This is a genomic window from Chromobacterium sphagni (genome assembly GCF_001855575.1).
Lineage (GTDB): Bacteria > Pseudomonadota > Gammaproteobacteria > Burkholderiales > Chromobacteriaceae > Chromobacterium > Chromobacterium sphagni.
This window is the reverse complement of the sequence record NZ_MKCS01000001.1, coordinates 919,780-940,809: the sequence shown is the minus strand read 5'-3', so window position 1 is coordinate 940,809 and position 21,030 is coordinate 919,780. Positions and strand designations below refer to the sequence as shown.

General features: G+C 63.7%; 19 protein-coding genes and 1 pseudogene. 12 read left to right on the top strand and 8 right to left on the bottom strand.

Annotated features, from left to right (window positions below):
- The first annotated feature begins 2 nt into the window (after window positions 1–2).
- The 9 genes from BI347_RS04480 (at window position 3) to BI347_RS04440 (ending at window position 11,285) form a co-directional block, all read left to right on the top strand.
- The gene (locus BI347_RS04480) at window positions 3–1,424 is read left to right on the top strand and encodes an efflux transporter outer membrane subunit (protein ID WP_071115392.1); all 1,422 of its coding nucleotides are present in this window, start codon (window positions 3–5) and stop codon (window positions 1,422–1,424) included.
- A gap of 309 nt (window positions 1,425–1,733) precedes the next feature.
- Window positions 1,734–4,790, top strand: a complete 3,057-nt coding sequence (gene fdnG, locus BI347_RS04475) for a formate dehydrogenase-N subunit alpha (protein ID WP_083338697.1) — start codon at window positions 1,734–1,736, stop codon at window positions 4,788–4,790.
- Between the two features lie 12 nt (window positions 4,791–4,802).
- Window positions 4,803–5,681: a formate dehydrogenase subunit beta gene (fdxH, locus tag BI347_RS04470; RefSeq protein ID WP_071115391.1), complete on the top strand. Its 879-nt coding sequence runs from the start codon at window positions 4,803–4,805 to the stop codon at window positions 5,679–5,681.
- Complete coding sequence (locus BI347_RS04465; protein WP_071115390.1) at window positions 5,678–6,295, top strand: formate dehydrogenase subunit gamma; 618 nt, start codon at window positions 5,678–5,680, stop codon at window positions 6,293–6,295. The genes fdxH and BI347_RS04465 overlap by 4 nt, the downstream gene beginning before the upstream one ends.
- 25 nt (window positions 6,296–6,320) lie before the next feature.
- Entirely contained in the window at window positions 6,321–7,211 is an 891-nt protein-coding gene (gene fdhE, locus BI347_RS04460; protein WP_071115389.1) for a formate dehydrogenase accessory protein FdhE domain-containing protein, read from the top strand.
- Between the two features lie 100 nt (window positions 7,212–7,311).
- Window positions 7,312–8,031: a two-component system response regulator RstA gene (rstA, locus tag BI347_RS04455; RefSeq protein WP_071113097.1), complete on the top strand. Its 720-nt coding sequence runs from the start codon at window positions 7,312–7,314 to the stop codon at window positions 8,029–8,031.
- Window positions 8,032–8,037: 6 nt separating this feature from the next.
- Complete coding sequence (gene rstB / locus BI347_RS04450) at window positions 8,038–9,312, top strand: two-component system sensor histidine kinase RstB (protein ID WP_071113098.1); 1,275 nt, start codon at window positions 8,038–8,040, stop codon at window positions 9,310–9,312.
- A 133-nt stretch (window positions 9,313–9,445) separates the two neighbouring features.
- Entirely contained in the window at window positions 9,446–10,378 is a 933-nt protein-coding gene (locus BI347_RS24245; RefSeq protein ID WP_071113099.1) for a hypothetical protein, read from the top strand.
- A gap of 88 nt (window positions 10,379–10,466) precedes the next feature.
- On the top strand, window positions 10,467–11,285 hold the full coding sequence (locus tag BI347_RS04440) for a trypsin-like serine peptidase (protein ID WP_071113100.1): 819 nt from the start codon (window positions 10,467–10,469) through the stop codon (window positions 11,283–11,285).
- Window positions 11,286–11,333: 48 nt separating this feature from the next.
- Here the strand turns inward: BI347_RS04440 and rph are convergent, their stop codons facing one another.
- The 3 genes from rph to BI347_RS04425 all read right to left on the bottom strand — a co-directional run bounded on the left by rph (window position 11,334) and on the right by BI347_RS04425 (window position 13,961).
- Window positions 11,334–12,050: a ribonuclease PH gene (gene rph / locus BI347_RS04435; protein WP_071113101.1), complete on the bottom strand. Its 717-nt coding sequence runs from the start codon at window positions 12,048–12,050 to the stop codon at window positions 11,334–11,336.
- 64 nt (window positions 12,051–12,114) lie between these two features.
- Complete coding sequence (locus BI347_RS04430; RefSeq protein ID WP_071113102.1) at window positions 12,115–12,993, bottom strand: PP2C family protein-serine/threonine phosphatase; 879 nt, start codon at window positions 12,991–12,993, stop codon at window positions 12,115–12,117.
- Window positions 12,990–13,961, bottom strand: a complete 972-nt coding sequence (locus BI347_RS04425) for a serine/threonine protein kinase (protein ID WP_071115388.1) — start codon at window positions 13,959–13,961, stop codon at window positions 12,990–12,992. Before BI347_RS04425 ends, BI347_RS04430 begins: the two co-directional genes overlap by 4 nt.
- A gap of 99 nt (window positions 13,962–14,060) precedes the next feature.
- On the opposite strand from BI347_RS04425, the gene BI347_RS04420 reads away from it, so the two are divergent.
- Together BI347_RS04420 and BI347_RS04415 are read left to right on the top strand one after the other, a co-directional pair.
- Window positions 14,061–14,927 (top strand): YicC/YloC family endoribonuclease, encoded by an 867-nt coding sequence (locus BI347_RS04420; RefSeq protein WP_071115387.1) that lies wholly within the window; start codon window positions 14,061–14,063, stop codon window positions 14,925–14,927.
- Window positions 14,928–15,170: 243 nt separating this feature from the next.
- Complete coding sequence (locus BI347_RS04415) at window positions 15,171–16,442, top strand: tyrosine-type recombinase/integrase (protein WP_071113105.1); 1,272 nt, start codon at window positions 15,171–15,173, stop codon at window positions 16,440–16,442.
- A gap of 62 nt (window positions 16,443–16,504) precedes the next feature.
- Here the strand turns inward: BI347_RS04415 and BI347_RS22505 are convergent.
- Window positions 16,505–17,641: pseudogene (locus BI347_RS22505) on the bottom strand (IS3 family transposase).
- Between the two features lie 330 nt (window positions 17,642–17,971).
- Between BI347_RS22505 and BI347_RS04405 the strand changes: the two are divergent.
- Window positions 17,972–18,241, top strand: a complete 270-nt coding sequence (locus BI347_RS04405; protein ID WP_071113108.1) for an HU family DNA-binding protein — start codon at window positions 17,972–17,974, stop codon at window positions 18,239–18,241.
- 66 nt (window positions 18,242–18,307) lie between these two features.
- Here BI347_RS04405 and BI347_RS04400 read toward each other — a convergent pair whose 3' ends face one another.
- The 4 genes from BI347_RS04400 to BI347_RS04385 all read right to left on the bottom strand — a co-directional run bounded on the left by BI347_RS04400 (window position 18,308) and on the right by BI347_RS04385 (window position 20,953).
- Window positions 18,308–19,174 carry an NAD(P)-dependent oxidoreductase gene (locus BI347_RS04400; protein ID WP_071115386.1) on the bottom strand — a complete coding sequence of 289 codons (867 nt, stop codon included), beginning with the start codon at window positions 19,172–19,174 and terminating at the stop codon, window positions 18,308–18,310.
- Between the two features lie 72 nt (window positions 19,175–19,246).
- Window positions 19,247–19,582: an EscU/YscU/HrcU family type III secretion system export apparatus switch protein gene (locus BI347_RS04395; protein ID WP_071113110.1), complete on the bottom strand. Its 336-nt coding sequence runs from the start codon at window positions 19,580–19,582 to the stop codon at window positions 19,247–19,249.
- Window positions 19,566–20,603, bottom strand: coding sequence for a flagellar hook-length control protein FliK (gene fliK, locus BI347_RS04390; RefSeq protein WP_071113111.1), 1,038 nt, complete (start codon window positions 20,601–20,603; stop codon window positions 19,566–19,568). Before fliK ends, BI347_RS04395 begins: the two co-directional genes overlap by 17 nt.
- Window positions 20,600–20,953, bottom strand: a complete 354-nt coding sequence (locus BI347_RS04385) for a DUF2802 domain-containing protein (RefSeq protein ID WP_071113112.1) — start codon at window positions 20,951–20,953, stop codon at window positions 20,600–20,602. Before BI347_RS04385 ends, fliK begins: the two co-directional genes overlap by 4 nt.
- Window positions 20,954–21,030: the final 77 nt, after the last annotated feature.

Genomic DNA, 21,030 nt, shown 5'->3' with positions numbered 1-21,030 from the left:
CGATGCGCGCCCTCCCCCTGCTGATCGCCCTGTCCTTCGGCGCCGCCGCCTGCAGCGCCGTCGGCCCCGACTACCAGCGCCCGGCAAGCGACTTGCCGGCGCAATGGAAAAGCGACAATGACTGGCTGCCGGCCGCCCCCGCCGACGCGCTGCCCAAGACCGAATGGTGGAGCGCCTTCGGCGACGGCGAACTGAACCGGCTGGAAAGCGAGGCGCTGTCGCGCAGCCCGACGCTGCAGGCCGCGCTGGCCAGGCTGGACCAGGCCGAGGCGCAAAGCCGCGTCCACGGCGCCGCCGCGCTGCCGGCGGTCAGTCTAGGCGCCGCGGCGTCGCGCAGCCGCATCTCCGCCGACCGGCCGCTGTCGGCCTACGGCTCCAGCAACAGCAGCGTGGTGCAAAACGATCTGAAACCCACGCTGGGCGTCAGCTATGAAATCGACTGGCTGGGCCGGGTGCGTCGCGACATCGAAAGCGCGCGCGCCAGCGCCGAACAGGCCGCCGCCGAACAGGCCAATGTGCAGCTGCTGCTCACAGCGCAGCTGGCCAGCGTCTATCTGCAACTGCGCCAGCAGGACGAGGAGATACGCCTGCTGGACGGCATCGTCGCCGCGCAGCAGCGGGTGCTGGAGCTGACCCGCATCCGCCGCCGGAACGGGCTGGACGCCGCCGGCGACGAGGCGCTGCAAACCGCCGCCGTGGCCGCCAACCGCGCCCAGCGCGAGCTGCTGCTCAACCAGCGCCGCCAGAACGAGGACCTGCTGGCCACCCTCAGCGGGACTCCGGCCGCCGGCTTCCGCCTGGCGCCCGGCGCGCTGCCGGCCAGCGCGCCGCAGATTCCGGCCGGCGCGCCCAGCCTGCTACTGCAGCGCCGTCCGGACATCGCCTCCGCCGAGCGGGCGATGGCCGCCGCCAACGCCCAGATCGGCGTGGCCCGCGCCGCCTATTTTCCGCAGTTGACCCTGATGCCGACCTACGCCGGCAGCGAATCCTCCAGCCTGGCCAACCTGTTCTCCACACCGGCGCTGATCTGGTCCATAGGCCTGCAGGCCACCCAGACGCTGTTCGACAACGGCCGCACCCGCGCCAATGTCGACTACGCCCAGGCCGGCTACCGCGCCGCGCTGGCCAACTACCGCCAGAGCGTGCTGCAGGCGGTGCAGGAGGCGCAGGACGCGCTGGGCACGCTGCATGGCCTGGATGCCGCGCGCCGGCAGCAGGACGAGGCGGTGCGCAACCAGGACAAGGCCTACGCCATCGCCAAGCTGCGCTACCGCGAAGGCCTGGACAACGCGCTGACCCTGGCCATCGTCCAACAAAACCAGCTGACCGCCCAGCGCACGCAGGCTCAGCTGCGCGGCAGCCAGCTGATCGCCAGCGTCAGCCTGCTCAAGGCGCTGGGCGGCGGCTGGCAGGGTAGCCGATAAATTCATATTTATTCGCAATTAGAACAGTAAGAATTGCAACAAACTGCTACAAATAAGCTCAGACAGACCGATCAGCCACCCGCGGCTGGTCGGCCGGCCTTGTAGCGGCTGGCTTCCCCTTTCCCTCCTGCAGTATCCCCCGCCAATCGCCGCCGCTGCCGGCTTCCGCGCGTCACGAGACAAAACCACTTTTGATAAATGGTCATAGCCTCCGCATCGGAGTAGCATAAAAAATAGCAAAAGCAACAAAGCTATCAGTTTTGGATATCCGTCCTCCCAAGCGTGCGGATACCCTTGAGGAGATGGACGATGGAAGTCACCCGACGCCAGCTGTTCAAGCTGACCGCGGCGCAGTTGGGCGCCTCCAGCCTGGTCGCCATGGGCTTCGCCCCGCAGATGGCGCTGGCGGAAGTGCGGCAATTCAAGCTGATGGGCGCGCGCGAAACCCGCAATACCTGCACTTATTGTTCGGTCGGCTGCGGCCTGATCCTTTACGGGCTGGGCGACGGCGCCAAGAACGCCAGCGGAACGATCTACCATATCGAGGGCGACCCGGACCATCCGGTCAGCCGCGGCTCGCTCTGTCCCAAGGGCGCCGGCCTGCTCGATTTCATCCACAGCCCCAAGCGGCTGAAATATCCGGAAGTGCGCGAAGCCGGCGGCAACGAGTGGAAGAGCATCAGCTGGGATGAGGCGATACGCCGCATCGCCCGCCACATGAAGGACGACCGCGACGCCAACGTGGTGGAAAAAAACGCCGCCGGCGTGCCCATCAACCGCTGGCTGTCCACCGCCATGCTCACCGCCTCGGCCGGCTCCAACGAAACCGGCGTGATCTCGCAGAAATTCATCCGCAGCCTGGGCATCGTCGCCACCGACGCCCAGGCCCGGGTCTGCCACGGCCCCACGGTATCGGCGCTGGCGTCCACCTTCGGCCGCGGCGCGATGACCAACAGCTGGGTGGACATCAAGAACGCCGACTTCATCCTGGTGATGGGCGGCAACGCCGCCGAGGCGCACCCGGTGGGCTTCAAGTGGGCGATAGAGGCCAAGAAGACGCGCGGCACCCGGCTGATCGTGGTCGACCCGCGCTACACCCGCACCGCCGCCGTCTCCGACCTGTATCTGCCGATCCGCGTCGGCAGCGACATCGCCTTTCTGGGCGGCGTGATCAACTGGCTGATCCAGAACGACAAGATACAGTGGGAATACGTCAAGGCCTACACCAACGCGTCGCTGATCGTGCGCGAGGATTACCACTTCGACGAAGGCCTGTTCTCCGGCTACGACGAGGCCAAGAGCAAGTACGACAAGTCCAGCTGGAGCTACGAGCTGGACGAAGCCGGCCTGGCCAAAACCGACCCCACGCTGCAACACCCGCGCAGCGTGTGGCAGCTGATGAAGCAGCACTATTCCCGCTACACGCCGGAAACGGTCAACAATATCTGCGGCACGCCGACCGACGGCTTTCTGGAAGTGTGCAGGCAGCTGGGCGAGACCGCCAAACCTGACAAGGCCGGCACCATCCTGTACGCGCTGGGCTGGACCCAGCACACCACCGGCTCGCAGAACATCCGCACCATGGCGATGATCCAGCTGCTGTTGGGCAATATCGGCATGCCCGGCGGCGGCGTGAACGCGCTGCGCGGCCATTCCAACATCCAGGGCCTGTCCGACCTGGGCCTCTTGTCCACCAGCCTGCCCGGCTACCTGACGCTGCCCAGCGAAGCCGACCACCCCGACCTGGCCACTTATCTGGCCAAGACCACCCCCAAGGCGCTGCAGGCCGGCCAGCTCAACTACTGGAGCAACACCCCCAAGTTCTTCGTCAGCCTGATGAAATGGATGTGGGGCGACAACGCGACAAAAGACAACGACTGGGGCTACGGTTGGCTGCCCAAGTGGGACAAGATGTACGACGTGCTGCACATCGCCGAACTGATGCACCAGGGCAAGATCAACGGCTTCATCGTGCAGGGCTTCAATCCGCTGGCCAGCTTCCCGGACGTCGCCAAGGTGACCGAGGCCTTCTCCAAGCTCAAATACATGGTGATCATCGACCCCATCGCCACCGAGACCTCCACCTTCTGGCAGAACCACGGCGACACCCACGACGTCGATCCCGCCAAGATCCAGACCGAAGTGTTCCGCCTGCCGTCCACCTGTTTCGCCGAAGAGGACGGCTCCATCGTCAACTCGGCGCGCTGGCTGCAGTGGCACTGGAAAGGCGCCGAACCGCCCGGCGAAGCCAGGGGCGACAACGAGATCATCGGCGAGCTGTTCGTCGCCGTGCGCGAGCTGTACCGCAAGGAAGGCGGCAAGCTGGCCGACCCCATCCTCAAGGTCAACTGGAACTACCGCGACCCGGCCTCGCCCACCCCGGCCGAGCTGGCGATGGAGATGAACGGCAAGGCGCTCTCCGACCTGCCCGACCCGGCGGATCCGGCCAAGATCGCGGTGAAGAAGGGCGAGCAGTTGCCCGGCTTCGCGCTGCTGCAGGACGACGGCCGCACCGCCTGCGCCTGCTGGATCTTCTCCGGCTGCTGGACCCAGGCCGGCAACCAGATGGCGCGCCGCGACAACACCGACACCGGCCTGGGCAACACGCCGGGCTGGTCGTGGTCGTGGCCGGCCAACCGCCGCATCCTGTACAACCGCGCCTCCTGCGACCCCTCCGGCAAACCTTGGGACCCGAAGCGCAAGCTGATCAGCTGGAACGGCGAGAAGTGGGTGGGCGGCGACGTGCCGGACTTCAAGATAGACGCCGCGCCGGACTCCGGCATGCAGCCCTTCATCATGAATCCGGAAGGGGTGGGCCGGCTGTTCTCGGCCGACAAGCTGGTGGACGGCCCCTTCCCCGAACACTACGAGCCGATGGAAAGCCCGATAGGCACCAATCCGCTGCACCCCAAGGTGGTGAGCAGCCCGGCGGTGCGCATCTTCAAGACCGACCGCGAACGGCTGGGCACCCACCAGGACTACCCCTATGTCGGCACCACCTACCGGCTGACCGAGCACTTCCAGTTCTGGACCAAGTCGGTGCTGCTCAACGCCATCGCCCAGCCCGAGCAGTTCGTCGAGATCGGCGAGGCGCTGGCCCGCGAAAAAGGCATCGTCCAGGGCGATATGGTCAAAGTCAGCTCCAAGCGCGGCTTCGTCAAGGCCAAGGCGGTGGTCACCAAGCGGCTGATGGCGCTGAAGGTCAACGGCCAGACCGTGCACCAGATCGGCATCCCGCTGCACTGGGGCTGGGAGGGCGTAGCGCGGCCCGGCTACCTGACCAACTCGCTGCCGCCGGCGGTGGGCGACTGCAACACCCAGACGCCCGAATACAAAGCCTTCCTGGTCAAACTGGAAAAACTGTAAGGAGCCACGGCCATGCCATTGCAATCGCTGGACATCCACCGCCGCTCCGCCAGCCCCACCGAGAGCCCCAAGGCGCGGCAGACCCTGGAAGTGGCCAAGCTGATCGACGTGACGACCTGCATAGGCTGCAAGGCCTGCCAGGTGGCCTGTTCCGAGTGGAACGACATCCGCGAGGAAGTGGGCCACAACGTCGGCGTCTACGACAATCCCGTCGACCTGTCCGCCAAGGCGTGGACGGTGATGCGCTTCGCCGAGGAGGAAAGCAACGGCAAGCTGGAGTGGCTGATCCGCAAGGACGGCTGCATGCACTGCGCCGACCCCGGCTGCCTGAAGGCCTGCCCGTCGCCCGGCGCCATCGTGCAGTACAGCAACGGCATCGTCGATTTCCACCAGGAAAACTGCATAGGCTGCGGCTATTGCATCGCCGGCTGTCCCTTCGACATTCCACGCATCAGCAAGGAAGACAACAAAGCCTACAAGTGCACGCTGTGCTCCGACCGCGTCGCCGTCGGCCTGGAGCCGGCCTGCGTCAAGACCTGTCCCACCGGTGCCATCCAGTTCGGCTCCAAGGAAGACATGAAGGAAGTGGCCGAGGAGAGGATCGTCGACCTCAGGCAGCGCGGCTACCACAATGCCGGCCTGTACGACCCGCAAGACGTCGGCGGCACCCACGTGATGTACGTGCTGCACCACGCCGACAAGCCGGAACAGTATTCCGGCCTGCCCAAAGACCCGGCGATCAGCCCCACCGTGCAACTGTGGAAGGGCTGGCTCAAGCCGCTGGCCACCCTGGGCATCGCCGCCGCCGGCCTGTTCGGCTTCCTGCACTACCTCAGCGTCGGCCCCAACCGCGCCGATGAAGAAGAAGATCATCCGGAGGATAAGTCATGAAAGAACAGCTGATTCAACGCTACAATGTCGCCGAGCGCATCAATCACTGGATAGTCGCCGCCTGCTTCATCCTGCTGGCCCTCTCCGGCCTGGGCTTGTTCTATCCGGGCTTCTTCTGGCTGACCGGCGTGTTCGGCACGCCGCAGCTGGCGCGGATGATCCATCCCTTCGTCGGGGTGCTGATGTTCCTGGGCTTTTTCCGCCAATTCTTCCGCTACTGGCGCCACAACCTGTTCAACGGCGAGGACCTCAAATGGCTGCGGGCGGTGAAAAGCGTGCTCAAGGGCCGCGAGGTGGGCGAAACCGGCAAGTACAACGCCGGCCAGAAGGCAATGTTCTGGATCATGACGCTGTGCGTGGCCACCATGCTGATCACCGGCGTCATCGCCTGGCGGCCCTATTTCGCCGGCTATTTCCCCATCCCGCTGATCCGGATCGCGCTGCTGCTGCACGCCTGCGCCGCCACCTTGCTGATCGCCAGCATCATCGTCCACATCTACGCCGCGCTGTGGGTGAAGGGCACCATACGCGCAATGGTGGAGGGCATGGTCACCCATGCCTGGGCGAAAAAACACCATCCCGGCTGGTACAAGCAGATGATGGGCCGCAAATGAAATCCTTCTTCCGCCCATCCACCACATGAACCACAGCCAACCGATGCTGCCGGCGGCGGAAATCCAGGCCGACCACGCTCCCCTGCTCCACCCGGACATCCTGCGGCCCGCCGCCGACATCTTCTCCCGCCGCGCCGACCGCCTGCGGCAACTGGCGGAAGGCCACGCCATGGCCGACTTCCTGCGGCTGTGCGCCGCGGTCTGCCATCAGCAACAGGCGCTGCACGACGCCTCCCGGCTAGATCCGCATTCGGCCATGCTGCGGCTGTCCCAGTCGCTTGGCCTGCAGCTGCCCGCGCCGGTGCAGTCCGCGCTGACCGCGGTGCTGGCGCTGGAAACCGTCGCGCTCAGCCGGCTGGCGGAGAATCTGCTCAATGGCGATTATCCGGCGGACGGCCCCTTGTTCGCCGCGCTGCCGCTGCTGGGCGCCGCGCTGCAGGCGCAGGCCACCCGCAGCATCCGCCAGCGGCCGCTGCCCGCGCCGCAAAGCCAGGGCGCGCGTTGCCCATGCTGCGGCGGCCTGCCGCTGGCCTCGCTGCTGCAGCGCGGCGACAGCGGCCACGCCCAGCGCTACGTGGTCTGTTCGATGTGTAGCCACGCCTGGCCGGTGGGCCGGGTGCGCTGTCTGTCCTGCGGCAACAGCCGCGACCTCCTCTACTACTCGTTGGCGGCGCAGGACCGCGCCCCCGCCGAACCCGACCATCAGCAGCCGCACCAGGCGCGCGGCGCGCGGGAAGTGGAGGCCTGCGGCGAGTGCCATGGCGCGCTCAAGCAGATATCGCAGCTATTGGACGCCGACGCGGAGGCCGGCGCCGACGACTTGGCCAGCCTGGCGCTGGACCTGCTGGCCGGCGAAGCCGGCTTCGCGCGCATCGGCTTCAATCCGTTGTTCCTGCCCGGCCGCGCCCCAGGCTAAGCCGCTTGCCGATCCACAGCGTGGGCCGCCGCACTTGAGCCGCGGCCTTGGGCGCGAGATACTTGCCGGCAAACCGGTAATCAATCGCATGGACCCACGCATGACCCACCGCATCGTATTTGTAGAAGACGACGCCGATCTGGCGGAACTGATCAGCGACTTCCTGTCGCGCCATGAAATGGAAGTGGTGGTGGAGCCGCGCGGCGACGCCGCGCTGGACACCATCGCCCGCGAGGCGCCGGACATGGTGCTGCTGGACATCATGCTGCCCGGCAAGGACGGCCTGTCGATCTGCCGCGAGCTACGGCCCAAGTTCGACGGCCCCATCATCATGCTGACCTCGCTGGACAGCGACATGAACCAGATCCTGGGGCTGGAGCTGGGCGCCAACGATTACATCCTGAAGACCACCCCGCCGTCGGTGCTGGTGGCGCGGCTGCGGGCCCAGCTGCGCAATCTACGCCCGGCGCAGCCGGCGGCGGACGCCCAGCAGGCCTCCAAGGCTTCGCGCAAGGCGGTGTTCGGCCAGTTGTCGATAGACCCGGTCAGCCGCGACGTGGTGCTGGAAGGCGAAAAGATTCCCCTGTCGACCTCCGATTTCGACCTGCTGTGGCTCTTGGCCAGCCACGCCGGCGAGACGCTGAACCGCGACGTGCTGCTGAAGGAAATGCGCGGCGTCAGCTACGACGGCCTGGACCGCAGCATAGACGTGGCGATCTCGCGGCTGCGCAAAAAGCTGGGCGATAACCCCAGCGAGCCGTTCCGCATCAAGACCGTGCGCAACCGCGGCTATCTGTTCTCGCTGTCCGGCTGGGAGTAAGCGCGGATGCGCCGTCTTTTCATCCAGTTCTACCTGCTGCTGATGTCCTGTTTCCTGGTGGCGGTGATCATGGTGGGCGTGGTCTACAAGCAGGCGGTGGACGACGTCGGCGAACGCTATCTGGCCGACCTGCTGCGCACCACGCTGTCGCTGATCGAGGCCGATCTGCGCGGCGTGCCGGAGGACCGCTGGAGCGAGACGCTGGCCAACGCCGACTACGGCTTCACTTTCCGCGTCAAAGTGGAAAAGATGAGCAACTACATCCTGGACGACGAATCGCGCCAGGCGCTGGACCGCGGCGAGATCGTGATGCTGGAGGACAAGTACCTGTTCCTGCAGAAGCTGCAGGACAGCAACTACCTGCTGGTGGCCGGCCCGCTACGCTACCTGTTCTTCCTTCACCGGCTGAAGTGGTTCGACTATGCGCTGCTGGGCCTGCTGGGCCTGTCGCTGGCCATACCGGTGTTCCTGTGGATGCGGCCGCACTGGCGCGACCTAGTGGCGCTGGAGCGCGGCGCAGGCCGGCTGGCCAACGGCGACCTCAGTGCCCGCGTCAACCTGCCGCCGCACTCCGGCGTCCACCATCTGGGCGTAGCCTTCAACCACATGGCGGACAACATCTCCATCCTGCTCAACAGCAAGAAGACGCTGACCAATGCCGTGGCGCACGAGCTGCGCACGCCGCTGGCGCGCCTGCGCTACCGAATGGCGCTGCTGGACGGCGATGAGGAGTCGCCGGAGCGCCAGGCGATAGAGCGCGACCTCACCGCCATCGACAAACTGGTGGAAGAGCTGCTGTTCCACGCCAAGCTGGACCGACCCGAAGCGCCGCTCAGGCTGGCCAGCTTCAACGCGATACCGTGGGCGCTGGACCGCATCGCCGGCCAGGCTGCGCTGGCGCAAGAAATCCACTGGATAGAACCGGTGGGCGGAGCGCTGGAAATCATAGCCGACGAGCACCTGATCACCCGCGCGCTGGACAATCTGCTATCCAACGCCCGCCGCCACGCCAACTCCATCGTCGCCACCCATATCCTGATCGACAAGCAGGACTACTGCATCATCGTCGACGACGACGGCCCCGGCATTCCGGAGGAAGACCGCGATCGGGTATTCGACCCCTTCGTGCGGCTGGACGAGAGCCGCGGCCGCAAGACCGGCGGCCACGGGCTGGGCCTGGCCATCGTCGCCGGCATTGCCCGCGCCCACGGCGGCAGCGTCAAAGTGGAGAGCTCGCCAATGGGCGGCGCGCGCTTCCTGCTGCGTTGGCCAACAGCCTGATGTACATTTTGTAACATTGAGATACATGCCTCCCCTAGACGCTCCCCCCTTGCCACCGATAGCATCACGGCCTGAATTAGGACTTTTACGGGTCCGTTTCACCCCAATCGAAAGAAACTTAGGAGTTTCGTAAATGAAAAAGCTGGCTCTGCTCGCCCTGACCGCTGCTTTCAGCCTGGTATCCGCCAACGGTTTCGCCGCTGAAAAAGCTGCTGCTTCCGCTCCGGCCATCCACAAGGCCAAAAAAGTTGAAAAGAAAAAAGTAGCTTCCGCTGCTCAAAAAGCTCAAGCCGCCAAGGCCGACGCTTCCGCTCCGGCTAAAAAAGCTGCCAAAAAGCACGCTAAAAAGCACGTAGCCAAGAAAGACGCTTCCGCTGCTCAAAAAGCCCAAGCCGCCAAGGCCGACGCTTCCGCTCCGAAAGCCAAGAAGGCTCACAAGCACGCCGCTAAAAAGCACGCCGTGAAGAAAGAAGCTTCCGCTGCTCAAAAAGCTCAAGCCGCCAAGGCCGACGCTTCCGCTCCGAAGGCTAAAAAAGCCAAGAAGCACGCAGCCAAGAAAGAAGCTTCCGCTCAGAAAGCCCAAGCCGCCAAGGCCGACGCTTCCGCTCCGGTAGCCAAGAAGGCTCACAAGCACCACGCTAAAAAGCACGCTGCCAAGAAAGAAGCTTCCGCTGCTCAGAAAGCTCAAGCCGCCAAGGCCGACGCTTCCGCTCCGAAGGCTAAAAAAGCCAAGAAGCACGTAGCCAAGAAAGAAGCTTCCGCTCAGAAAGCTCAAGCCGCCAAGGCCGACGCTTCCGCTCCGGTAGCCAAGAAGGCTCACAAGCACCACGCTAAAAAGCACGCTGCGAAGAAAGAAGCTTCCGCTGCTCAAAAAGCCCAAGCCGCCAAGGCCGACGCTTCCGCTCCGGCTAAAAAAGCTGCCCACAAGCACGCTAAAAAGCACGTAGCCAAGAAAGAAGCTTCCGCTGCTCAGAAAGCCCAAGCAGCCAAGAAAGACGCTTCCGCTCCGGCCAAGAAAGCTAAAAAGCACGCTGGCAAGAAAGCCGCTGCTTCCGCCGCCAAGTAATTCAGGCGCGGACGCCGCGGCTTACTAGCTGCGGCATTGTATTGCACGGGGCGCTATGCGCCCCGTTTTCATTGCCAGGTGCCATCCGATGAAGCTGCCACGCATTGCCCTCTGTCTTGCCCTGCTGTCCACCCTCGCCCATGCAGCCCCCCTCAGCAAGGAACACCGCATCCTGTTCTTCGGCAAGGACGACCGGGTGCTGGAACGCCCCGACCACATGCCGTGGCAGACCGTCGGCCAGCTGGAAACCCGCTCCCAGACCATCTGCACCGGCACCCTGGTGGCGCCCGACGTGGTGCTGACCGCCGGCCACTGCTTCGTCGATGAAAAAGGCCGCTTCGACCCCGCCGTCAGCTTCACCGTTGGACTGTGGGGCAATGAATACCAGGCGCTCAGCCGGGTCAAGGAAGTCCAGGTGGACAAGGCCTTCCTGAAAGGACTGATCCATAAGCGCGACGGACTGTACATCCCGCCGCGCATCGCGCCGCGCGACTTCGCCTTCGTCCGGCTGGCCACGCCGCTGGGCAACCGTCAGGGCACCATTCCCGTATTCTCCGGCGACCGCGCGCAACTGGGCCAGTTGCTGGCCCGGCAGAACTGGACCGTCACCCAGGGCGGCTACCCGGTGGACGACCAGCGCCACCTGCGCGTGCACCACGCTTGCAAAGCCACCAAGCTGCGCGACGACGGCCGCCTGACCCACCGCTGCGACACGCTGGAAGGCAATAGCGGCTCGCCGATCTTCATCATCGACGCCAAGGGCCAAGCCACCATCGTCGCGGTGCAAAGTTCGGCGCCGCCGGCGGCGCGCCGCAAGCAGGAAGACAATATGAGCGTGTCCGCGCCCATGTTCCGCCAGGCCTTGCAGGCCTTCATCGCCAAGTCCGGCAAACCTGCCAGGAAATGAAAAAGCCGCCCGATGGGCGGCTTTGTTTCATGCGTCGAGCAGGCGGCGTCAGCCCGCCAGCGCCTGGCGCTGCAGCTGCAACAGCTCACCTATGCCCTTGCGCGCCAGCGCCAGCATCGCCAGCATCTCCTCTTCGCTGAACGGCTCGCCCTCGGCGGTGCCCTGCACCTCGACAAAACGGCCGCTGCCGGTCATCACCACGTTCATGTCGGTTTCGCAGGCGGAATCTTCCGGATAATCCAGATCCAGCACCGGCTGGCCCTGATAAATGCCGACGGAAATCGCCGCCACCTGGTCGCGCAGCGGGCTGGCGTCCAGCTTGCCGGCGCGGATCAGGCCTGCGATGGCGTCGGCCAGCGCCACGTAAGCGCCGGTGATGCTGGCGGTGCGGGTGCCGCCATCGGCCTGGATCACGTCGCAGTCGATGACGATCTGGCGCTCTCCCAGCTTGGCCAGATCTATCACCGCGCGCAGCGAGCGGCCGATCAGGCGCTGGATTTCCTGGGTGCGGCCGGACTGCTTGCCGGCCGCCGACTCGCGGCGCATGCGGCTACCGGTCGAGCGCGGCAACATGCCGTATTCCGCCGTCACCCAGCCCTGGCCCTTGCCCTTGAGGAAGGACGGAACCGTCTCCTCCACGCTGGCGGTGCAGATCACCTTGGTGTCGCCAAACTCCACCAGCACCGAGCCTTCGGCATGCTTGGTGTAGCCACGGGTCAGACGCACGACGCGCATCGCGTCGGGATTACGTTGGGAAGGTCGCATGATGGCCTTGGGGAAAATGTGGGAATGGCGGCGATTATACCAGCCCGCCGCGACGGCGCCGGCCTCAGCTGCCCTTGCTCACCTGGCTGGCCAGGATTTCCTGGTGCATGGTCTCCAGATTGGACTCCAGGATCAAGCGCCCGCCCTTCTGCGGCGGCGTCTTCTCGGTGTCCAGCGCATCGCCGCGCTCGCCCAGTTCCACCCCGTCGTCCAGCAGCGTGACCGCCACCGCCGACAGATTGTCGCCGCCGGCCCCGGCGCGGCGCTCGGCCACATTGATCAGCGCCGGCAGCACCTGGTTGACGTGGCGGCCGGCGAACACCTTCTCCATCTCGTCGTCCTGCACCTGCGACCACAAGCCATCGGTGCACAGCACGATGGAACAGCCCGGCCCGACCTCCTGCCGATCGCCGATATCGATTTCCGGGTCGCTGGAGGCGCCCAGGCAGTTGTAGATCTTGTTGCGCTCCGGGTGGGTCTTGGCCGCCTCCTCGTTCAACAGGCCCTGGTCTATCAGCCGCTGCACCTGAGAATGGTCGCGCGAGCGCAAACGCAAGCCCTTCTGGTCCAGCAGATACAGGCGCGAATCGCCGACATGGCACCAGTACAGATAGCCCTGCTGGATGATGGCCACCACCACCGTGGTGCTGGGCACATCCGGCAGCCGGTGATCGGTGGCATATTCCAGGATTACCTGGTGCACCGAACTGATGACGTTGACCAGAAAGCGGTTGGGATGGCTGAGCACCGGGGTGGCCTGCTGGTAGAACAGCTCGCTGAGCAGATCCACCGTAATCTGCGCCGCCACTTCGCCGCGCATATGACCGCCCATGCCATCGGCCACCACCAGCATCACCGCCTCGCTCGAATGAGCCACCGTCAACCTGTCCTGGTTATAGCTGCGGCCGCCCACCCTGCTTTCCTGGAAGATCGACAATTTCATTCCGTCCCCTCTCGATGGCGGCCGCCAGCCAGGCCCTTGATCCAGCCAACCAGCCGGTTGCCCTCTGCCGATTGCGGCTCGGGGCTACTGTATTCGGTTTCCAGCAGCCGCTTCTGCACTTCCATCACCGTCGTTGGCCGCGCCTCCGGTTCCAGCGCCAGACAGCGGTCGCACAGCTCGGTCAATTCGCGCGAGTAAAGATGGCGGAACAGCTTGCCGGCCGGCACCAGCAAATCCTGCTCCCGCCTCTCCCTGGCATTCTGCGGCGTCTGCCCGCCCATGCAGACATACAGGCAGGCGCCGATCGCGTAAATGTCGGTCCACGGCCCCAGCGGCTGATCTTTCTCATATTGCTCCGGCGCCGCGAAACCCGGCGTGTACATGGCGGCGAAATCCTTGTCGCGCCGCAACAGGGTCTGGCGGGCCGCGCCGAAATCCAGCAGCAGCGGCACGCCGTTGCGCCGCAGGTAGATGTTGGCCGGCTTGATGTCCAGGTGCAGCAGGCGCTGGCTGTGCACCTCGCGCAGACCGGAGAGCAGCGCGGCAAACCATTTGCGGATCAGCCTCTCCTCCATCCTCCCGCCTGCCAGCTCCAGCTCGCGCCCCAGCGAGCGGCCGTCGGCATACTCCATCACCATGTACACTGTCTGGTTGGCGCGGAAGAAATTGCTCACCCTCACCACGGTGGGGTGGGCAATGCCGGACAACACCCGGCCCTCCTCGAAAAAGCATTTCAGGCCCAGATTGAAGGCATCCCGGTCCATCTCATGCGGCACCGTCACCTCGCCATCGTGGTTGCGCTCGGCCAGGTTGCGCGGCAAATACTCCTTGATGGCGAACTTGTGATCGCCATCATCCAACGCCAGATAGACAACACTGAAGCCGCCAACCGACAGTTGGCGCACGATTGTGTACTCGGCGAGCCTGTAACCCGCCGATAGCGCGGTTTGCTTGCTGGATTGAGTCATCGGATGGCAGTTGTTATAGTGTCCACTGGCCCTGAATTGAGCTTAGCAAAGCAATTCGGGCCCGGCATTTGCAATTTGGACAGATATCAGGAGCCCCGCATGATACTAAGCATGACCGGCTTTGCCGCCGCTACCCGGGAATTCCCTGGCGGCATGTTGAGCCTTGAAGTTCGCGCAGTCAATCACCGTTACCTTGACGTGCAGATGCGCCTGCCGGAGGAGCTGCGCATCATCGAACCGCAATTGCGCGAGCAGATAGCCGCCCGCGTCACCCGCGGCAAACTGGAATGCCGCGTCGGCCTCAACCAGGTGGACAGCGCCGCCCCCACCCTTGAGCTGAACCAGGCCTTCCTTACCCGCCTGCTGGAAGTATCCGGCGAGATCCAGCGGCAAACCGGCGACAGCAAGGGCCTGTCGGTAGGCGAGCTGATGCGCTGGCCCGGCGTGCTGCGCAGCAACGAGTTGGCGCCCGAGGTGCTGCAGCAGCTGTGCCTGGACGCGCTGCAAACCGCGCTGGCCGACTTCAACGCCTCCCGCGGCCGCGAAGGCGAAAAGCTGAAGGCCGTGCTGATCGAGCGCATCGAGTCGATGGAGGCCATCGTCGCCGCGATCAAGCCCAAGCTGCCTCAGATCCTGGAAAACTACATGGCCAAGCTGTCCGGCCGCCTGCAAGAGGCGCTGGGCAGCGTGGATGAAGACCGGCTGAAACAGGAATTCGCGCTGTTCGCGCAAAAGATAGACGTGGACGAGGAGCTGTCGCGCCTGACCACCCATCTTTCCGAAGTGCGCCGTATCCTCAAGTCTGGCGGCCAGTCCGGCAAGCGGCTGGATTTCCTGATGCAGGAACTGAACCGCGAGGCCAACACCCTAGGCTCCAAATCGGTATCCACCGACACCACCCAGGCCTCGGTGGAGCTGAAAGTTCTGATCGAACAAATGCGCGAGCAAATTCAAAACATCGAGTAAGCTTTCACGACGCGCCACGGCGTGTCATCGAAACCACAAAAGCCCCGCCAGTCGGGGCTTTATTCATTGCAAGTTGTGTCATGGAGTGTCAACAAAGCGCATACTTTCCGTGTACCCCTGGGTGTACACCCTGACATTTTGCATAGAAGTTAGGGGTACACGCCGCTATTCGCTGTTCAGAATTTTCCTGATCCAGCAGCGGCGCGGACTTGAGGGGTCTACTCAGTATTCGAGGTGTGGACATTGGGCAAGCTGACCGACATGCAAATCCGGGCCTGGATCAAAGCAGACGAACGTTTTGAAGGCCGTGCAGATGGAGATGGCCTCTATCTGATATTCCGCGAGAACTACGGCGTGCCGGTCTGGCGCTATCGCTACAAGTTCGCAGGGAAACCACGCGTCATCGTCTTGGGCACCTACTCGGAACTGTCCCTGGCCAAAGCACGGGAAGCCGCTCGTGAAATGGCCGCCCGCGTGGCGCTGGGCTACGACGTGGCCGGCGAGAAGCAGGAACGCAAGGCCGCGGCGCTGGCCAAGATCGAGGAAGAGAAGAACGCCATCACCATGCTGGTTCTGGCCAACGAGTACTACGAGCGGATGATTCTGGGCCGCTGGAAGCACCCGGACATCGTGCGGCGCCGGATCGACAAGGACATCGGCCCCATGCTGGGCAAGATGAAGGTGAAGGACATCAAGCCCCGCCACATCGACGACATGCTCCAATCCATCGTCAAGCGCGGCGCGCCCACCATCGCCAACGACGTGCTGCGCTGGACCCGCCGCATGTTCGACTACGCCATCAAGCGCCACATCATCGAGATCAACCCGGCCAGCGCCTTCGACCTGGGCGACGCCGGCGGCAAGGAAGAGTCGCGCGACCGCGCCTTGAGCCGCGACGAGCTGGCCAAGCTGTTCCAGGCCATGAAGCTGGCCCGCGGCTTCAGCGTGGAGAACGACCTCTCCATCCGCCTGCTGTTGCTGCTGTGCGTCCGCAAGATGGAGCTGTGCGCCGCGCGCAAAGAAGAGTTCGACTTGCCGGCCAGCGTCTGGCACCTGCCAGGCGAGCGCAGCAAGACCGGCAAGCCTATCGACATCCCCCTGCCCGTCCTGGCCGTGGAATGGCTGCAGCAGCTGTTTGACTTGGCCGGCCCCAGCGCCTGGGTGTTGCCGGCCCGCAAGATGCAACACCGCATGGTGCCGCACATCCACGAAGGCACCATCGGCACCGCCCTGGGCAAGGTCAAGCCACACATGCCGGACGTGGCGGACTTCACCATCCACGATCTACGCCGCACGGCCCGCACTCACCTGGCTGAACTGGGAATAGATCCCGTTGTTGCCGAGCGCTGCCTGAATCACAAGATTGGCGGGGTGGAGGGCATCTACAACCGGCACGACTATTTCAATGAGCGCCGCGACGCCCTGAACAAGTGGGCCGGGCTGCTCGATGCCCTGGACAAGGGCGAGGCCTACAACGTGACGCCGATTACCAAGGGCCGGAAGAAAACGGCCTGACACGGCGCTGTTGCATAAATCCTGGGCTGGACTGTCCCGGGTACCGTAGACAAATTTCTGCCTCACGCCGAAGCCCTTTCAAAAGCCTCGGGGCTGATGCCGCCCAGGTAACTATGGCGGCGGGTTCGATTGTAAAAAACTTCGATGTAATCGAATACATCTGACTTGGCCAAGTCGCGGGTTTTGTAAATCCGTTTGCGGATACGCTCCTTCTTCAGACTGCTGATAGAAGGACTCAGCTACGGCGTTATCCCAGCAATTGCCACGTCGGCTCATGCTGGGTTCAAGGTCGTGGGAGACGCAGAAACGGTGCCAGTCATCACTGCCATATTGCGACCCTTGGTCCGAATGAACCAGCACGCGACCAGTCGGCTTGCGCCGCCACAGCGCCATCAGCAGGGCGTCCAGCGCCAATTCGCGGTTCAATGTCGGTTTCATCGACCAGCCCACCACCTTGCGTGAGAACAAGTCGATCACCACCGCTAGATAAAGCCAGCCCTGCCAGGTGCGGATGTAGGTAATGTCCGTTACCCAAGCTTGGTCAGGCTGTGATGTCGTGAATTCACGGTTCAGATGGTTGGGGGCCAACAAAGAGGGGCGCCCTGCAATGGGCCGTGGGGCTTTATAGCCGCGCTGAGCCTTGATTCTGTGTTGCCGCATGATTCTGGCGACACGATGCTTGCCACACTGCTCGCCGATTTCGCGCAGGTCACCCAGAACGCGGCGAGATCCATATACCCCACCACTGGCCCGCCACGAGTCACGAATCAGAGCCAGTAATCTAGCATCTTCCTTGGCGTGGTCGGACTCGGGGCGATGTAGCCATTGATAGAAGCCGGCGCGGGCAACTTGCAACAAACGACACATGGTCGTCAGTGGCCAGGCATGACGATGCTCGTTCATGAAGCGGTACTTCACTCGGACTCCCTGGCAAAGTACCGCGCGGCTTTTTTTAGAATATCTCGCTCTTCTTCTGTGCGCCGCAGTTGCGCCTTCAGGCGAAGGATTTCGCTCTTGGCCTCGATCAGCTCGGCAGCCTGTTTCTCCGAGTTATCCGGACTGACTGCTTTCACCCATTTGTACAGGCTGTGGCTGGAACCCCCAAGCCGAGCAGAAACTTCGGCTACGGAGTAGCCACGCTCGGTGACTTGTTTGACGGCTTCCTCTTTGAATTCTGGGGTGAAACGCGGTGTGCTCATGGACATCCTCCTATGCTCAAATCATAAGGCAGGAATGCCTACAGGAGCCGGGGCAGTCCAATTCTGCCGCATGCCGGCCATCAGCCCGATCGCGAAGCTCCAACGCCGGCAAACCGGCGCGCCCGGCCTCGACGGCCATCGCCAGAAGAAATCCGGTATTAATCACAGCCATATGGGATAATTCCGGCCCGTAAAGCGGCAATCTGCGGCGGAGCCACCACGGTCACGCGCATTGAATAGGCATTTATAAGCGAATTATGCTTTTTCACCTTTATCAGCGCTGCAAAATCGCAGAAAATGAGGTTTTACTCCTCGCGAAAGACGCACACCATGACAAAAGCCGAACTGATTGCCCTCCTCTCCGACAAGTCCGGCCTCAACAAAGCCGATGTACTGCGTGTATTGGGCGCTTTCGACGAAGTACTGCTGGACACCCTGGCCGGCAACGGCGAGCTAAGCATCGTTGCCGGCAAGTTCAAAGTTAAGGAAAGCGCAGCCCGCACCGGCCGCAATCCGAAAACCGGCGAAACCATCCAGATCGCCGCCAAGCGCAAAGTGGCTTTTGTCGCCAGCAAGCAGTTGAAAGACCGCATCGCCTAAATTCGCGCGGACTACCGACATGTGAAACGGGCCGGCGTCACGCCGGCCCGTTTTCACATTGCAGCTTCAGTTCTGCCGCCAGATCAGCCGGGCAATCGCCGATGAATCCAATTCGCCTTCGCCTTGCGCCACCAGCTGGTCTATCAGCTGCATGGTACGCTCGGCCGCCGGCAGGCTGATGCCCTGCTCCCGCGCCGTATCCATCACGATATGCATGTCCTTGGCGTGCAGCTTGGCCTTGAAGCCCGGCGCGTAATTGTCGTCTATCATTCGCTGGCCATGCACATCCAGCACTCGGCTCTGGCCGAATCCACCCAGCAGCGCGGCGCGCACCGGGGCCGGGTCGACATCGCAGGCGCGCGCCAGCTTGACGATTTCCGCCACCGCCGCCACGCCCACCGCCACCGCGATCTGATTGCAGGCCTTGGCCACCTGGCCGGCTCCGCTAGCGCCGATATGGGTGATGGTCTGGCCCATCGCCATCAGCGCCGGGCGGGCTTTTTTCAGCGCATCGGCGTTGCCGCCCACCATGATGGTAAGCGTGCCGTTGACCGCGCCCACCTCGCCGCCGGAGACCGGGCAATCCAGAAACTCGATGCCATGCCCAGCCAACTGCGCGGCAATCCGGCGCGCGCCATTGGGCGCAATGGTGCTCATGTCCACACAAATCAGACCGCTGCGCGCGCCCTGCGCCGCGCCTTGTTCGCCCAGCAGCACGGCCTCGACATCGGCAGTATCCGATACATTGGTCACCAGCACCTCGACTTGGCCGGCAAGCGCAGCCGGACTTTCCGCCCAGTTGGCTCCCGCGTCCAGCAAGGCGGCCGCGCTCTCCGGGCACCGCGCCCAGACGCTGACTCGATGCCCGGCCTTCAGCAGATTGAGGGCGCAGGGACGGCCCATGATGCCAAGGCCGATATATCCGATGTGCATGCCATTCTCCGATTGATGATCCGCAATCGGCTGAGCATAGGGGATTGCGCCGCGGTGCGCCAGAGGGGGAAATCAGGGATTGTTGACCGGCGTCTTGCGGCCGGCGAGCCAGTCTTCGAATTCGGCGCCGCCAGCGCCCGCCTGCCGTTCCAGGTAATAGACAAAGGCCAGGATTTCCGCCACGGCGCGGTAAAGCTCGGGAGGAATGTGCTTGTCCAGGTCCACCTGCATCAGCAGGGAAACCAGCTCCGGCGAATCGTGGACGAAAACCCCCGCGTCCTGCGCGCACTCGATAATGCGCTGCGCCATCTGGCCGTAGCCCTTGGCCACCACCCGCGGCGAGCGATGCCCATCCTGATAGGAAAGCGCCACCGCTGAGCGGCGCTTGTCGTCATTCTGTTGGTTCATTCTGATTTACTACCAAACTGGCAAGGGTCAGTCCGGCCGCCGCCATGCCGCTTTGCAACCGAGCGGCGTTCTGCTGGATTCTCTGCCCGGTATCGCCCTCGTCGGCGCTGAAAGAAACTTGCACCGCCTGGCCGACCAAACGCACTCTCACCGCCATGCCGCCCAAGGCCGGCAACTCCAACGACAAGCTGGTATTCCAGACCGGAATCTCCTCCTGCCCGTCGCCGCGGCGCTCGTTCTGCAACTGCTCCTGCTCGATCTGCAACTGCATCGGCTGGCCGGGCCAGGCCAGGCCCTGAAACTGCACGGCCCGGTTTTCCAAGCCATCCAGTTGACGCTGCACCAGGCCGCCCAGCTCCTGCAGCTGCGGTTTGGTCTGAGCCTGGCTCTGGCTGCTTTTCGAGCCTTCGTCCAACGCCTGCAGCGTCAGCGTCAGCTTGGCCTGCGGCTCCTGCTTGAGCTGCTCCAGCGGATGCAGGCCATTGCTGAAGTCCTTCAGATGCGATTCGTAAAACAGGCCGCTCTGCTTGACGTCCTGCTGCAGTTGCCTAGCCAGTTGGGCGGGAGGATGTTCGGCCGCGTCCAGTTGCAGCGGCTTGCTCGGCGCGGCCGACTCGCCGGAACTGAGCAAGGTGGTGAGGTAGCGGGACGCCTGGCTGAGCTTGACCGCCACCGAGCTATCCTGAGGCGGCGGCGCGTCTTTGCCGCCGTCCTGCAGCGCGAAGGTGAGGGCCGGCTCCAGCGAGACCACCTTGAGATTCAGGGTATCGCCGGAAGGGTTCACGCCCGGCGGCAGGCTGAGCGTGAACAAGCCGTTCTTGATCAGCACCGCCAGCTGGTTATTGCCCAGTTGATCCGCCACCTTGGCGGTCAACAACTCTCCCACCATCAGCGATGGCGGTTTCGAGGGCTGGACCAACGCCTCCAGCAGCCGGGCGCCGTCTACCGAGGTCCGCAGCTGATTGAGGCTTTGCGCACCTTGCGTGGTGGTGGCGACCGCATTGGGTAAGGACGGAATCATGAAGTGGGACTGTTACGGTAAAGTGAGACGATCAGCTCCGCTTCGCTGCGGGAAATCCCACAACGCGACGCCACCTCGGAGGCGGTCAACCCCTGGCGTATCATCTCGATGGCCTGATTATACGGGCTCAGCCCAGGCTCGGCCTGGGAGTGCAGCTCCAGCCGCGACTGCAGCCGGCTGACATCGCGCTGCAGCGAGCTGATCTGCTGCTGATGCTGATCAAGGTACAGCGAAGTCAGGCTGTCCCGCTTGCTTTCCAGCCGCTGCACCCTGCCGAAAAGATAAACTACCACAACCGCCAGCATCAGCCATAGTACGACCATCAGATAAGGGAACAAGGCGCCGGACATGGAGAATTCCCCTCGGGTGAACATCCGCATTGACTTTAAGTGTATGGCGAAATACAGCACAACCCAAGTCAAAACCC

Excerpts from the sequence above, each read along its gene's own strand:
- fdhE (WP_071115389.1), top strand. The coding sequence starts at position 6,321 with ATGAACCACAGCCAACCGATGCTGCCGGCGGCGGAAATCCAGGCCGAC.
- BI347_RS04480 (WP_071115392.1), top strand. The coding sequence starts at position 3 with ATGCGCGCCCTCCCCCTGCTGATCGCCCTGTCCTTCGGCGCCGCCGCC.
- BI347_RS04425 (WP_071115388.1), bottom strand. The coding sequence starts at position 13,961 with ATGACTCAATCCAGCAAGCAAACCGCGCTATCGGCGGGTTACAGGCTC.
- fdnG (WP_083338697.1), top strand. The coding sequence starts at position 1,734 with ATGGAAGTCACCCGACGCCAGCTGTTCAAGCTGACCGCGGCGCAGTTG.
- BI347_RS04400 (WP_071115386.1), bottom strand. The coding sequence starts at position 19,174 with ATGCACATCGGATATATCGGCCTTGGCATCATGGGCCGTCCCTGCGCC.
- fliK (WP_071113111.1), bottom strand. The coding sequence starts at position 20,603 with ATGATTCCGTCCTTACCCAATGCGGTCGCCACCACCACGCAAGGTGCG.
- BI347_RS04430 (WP_071113102.1), bottom strand. The coding sequence starts at position 12,993 with ATGAAATTGTCGATCTTCCAGGAAAGCAGGGTGGGCGGCCGCAGCTAT.
- BI347_RS04420 (WP_071115387.1), top strand. The coding sequence starts at position 14,061 with ATGATACTAAGCATGACCGGCTTTGCCGCCGCTACCCGGGAATTCCCT.
- BI347_RS04405 (WP_071113108.1), top strand. The coding sequence starts at position 17,972 with ATGACAAAAGCCGAACTGATTGCCCTCCTCTCCGACAAGTCCGGCCTC.
- rph (WP_071113101.1), bottom strand. The coding sequence starts at position 12,050 with ATGCGACCTTCCCAACGTAATCCCGACGCGATGCGCGTCGTGCGTCTG.
- BI347_RS04385 (WP_071113112.1), bottom strand. The coding sequence starts at position 20,953 with ATGTCCGGCGCCTTGTTCCCTTATCTGATGGTCGTACTATGGCTGATG.
- fdxH (WP_071115391.1), top strand. The coding sequence starts at position 4,803 with ATGCCATTGCAATCGCTGGACATCCACCGCCGCTCCGCCAGCCCCACC.
- BI347_RS04465 (WP_071115390.1), top strand. The coding sequence starts at position 5,678 with ATGAAAGAACAGCTGATTCAACGCTACAATGTCGCCGAGCGCATCAAT.
- BI347_RS04395 (WP_071113110.1), bottom strand. The coding sequence starts at position 19,582 with ATGAACCAACAGAATGACGACAAGCGCCGCTCAGCGGTGGCGCTTTCC.
- rstB (WP_071113098.1), top strand. The coding sequence starts at position 8,038 with ATGCGCCGTCTTTTCATCCAGTTCTACCTGCTGCTGATGTCCTGTTTC.
- rstA (WP_071113097.1), top strand. The coding sequence starts at position 7,312 with ATGACCCACCGCATCGTATTTGTAGAAGACGACGCCGATCTGGCGGAA.
- BI347_RS24245 (WP_071113099.1), top strand. The coding sequence starts at position 9,446 with ATGAAAAAGCTGGCTCTGCTCGCCCTGACCGCTGCTTTCAGCCTGGTA.
- BI347_RS04440 (WP_071113100.1), top strand. The coding sequence starts at position 10,467 with ATGAAGCTGCCACGCATTGCCCTCTGTCTTGCCCTGCTGTCCACCCTC.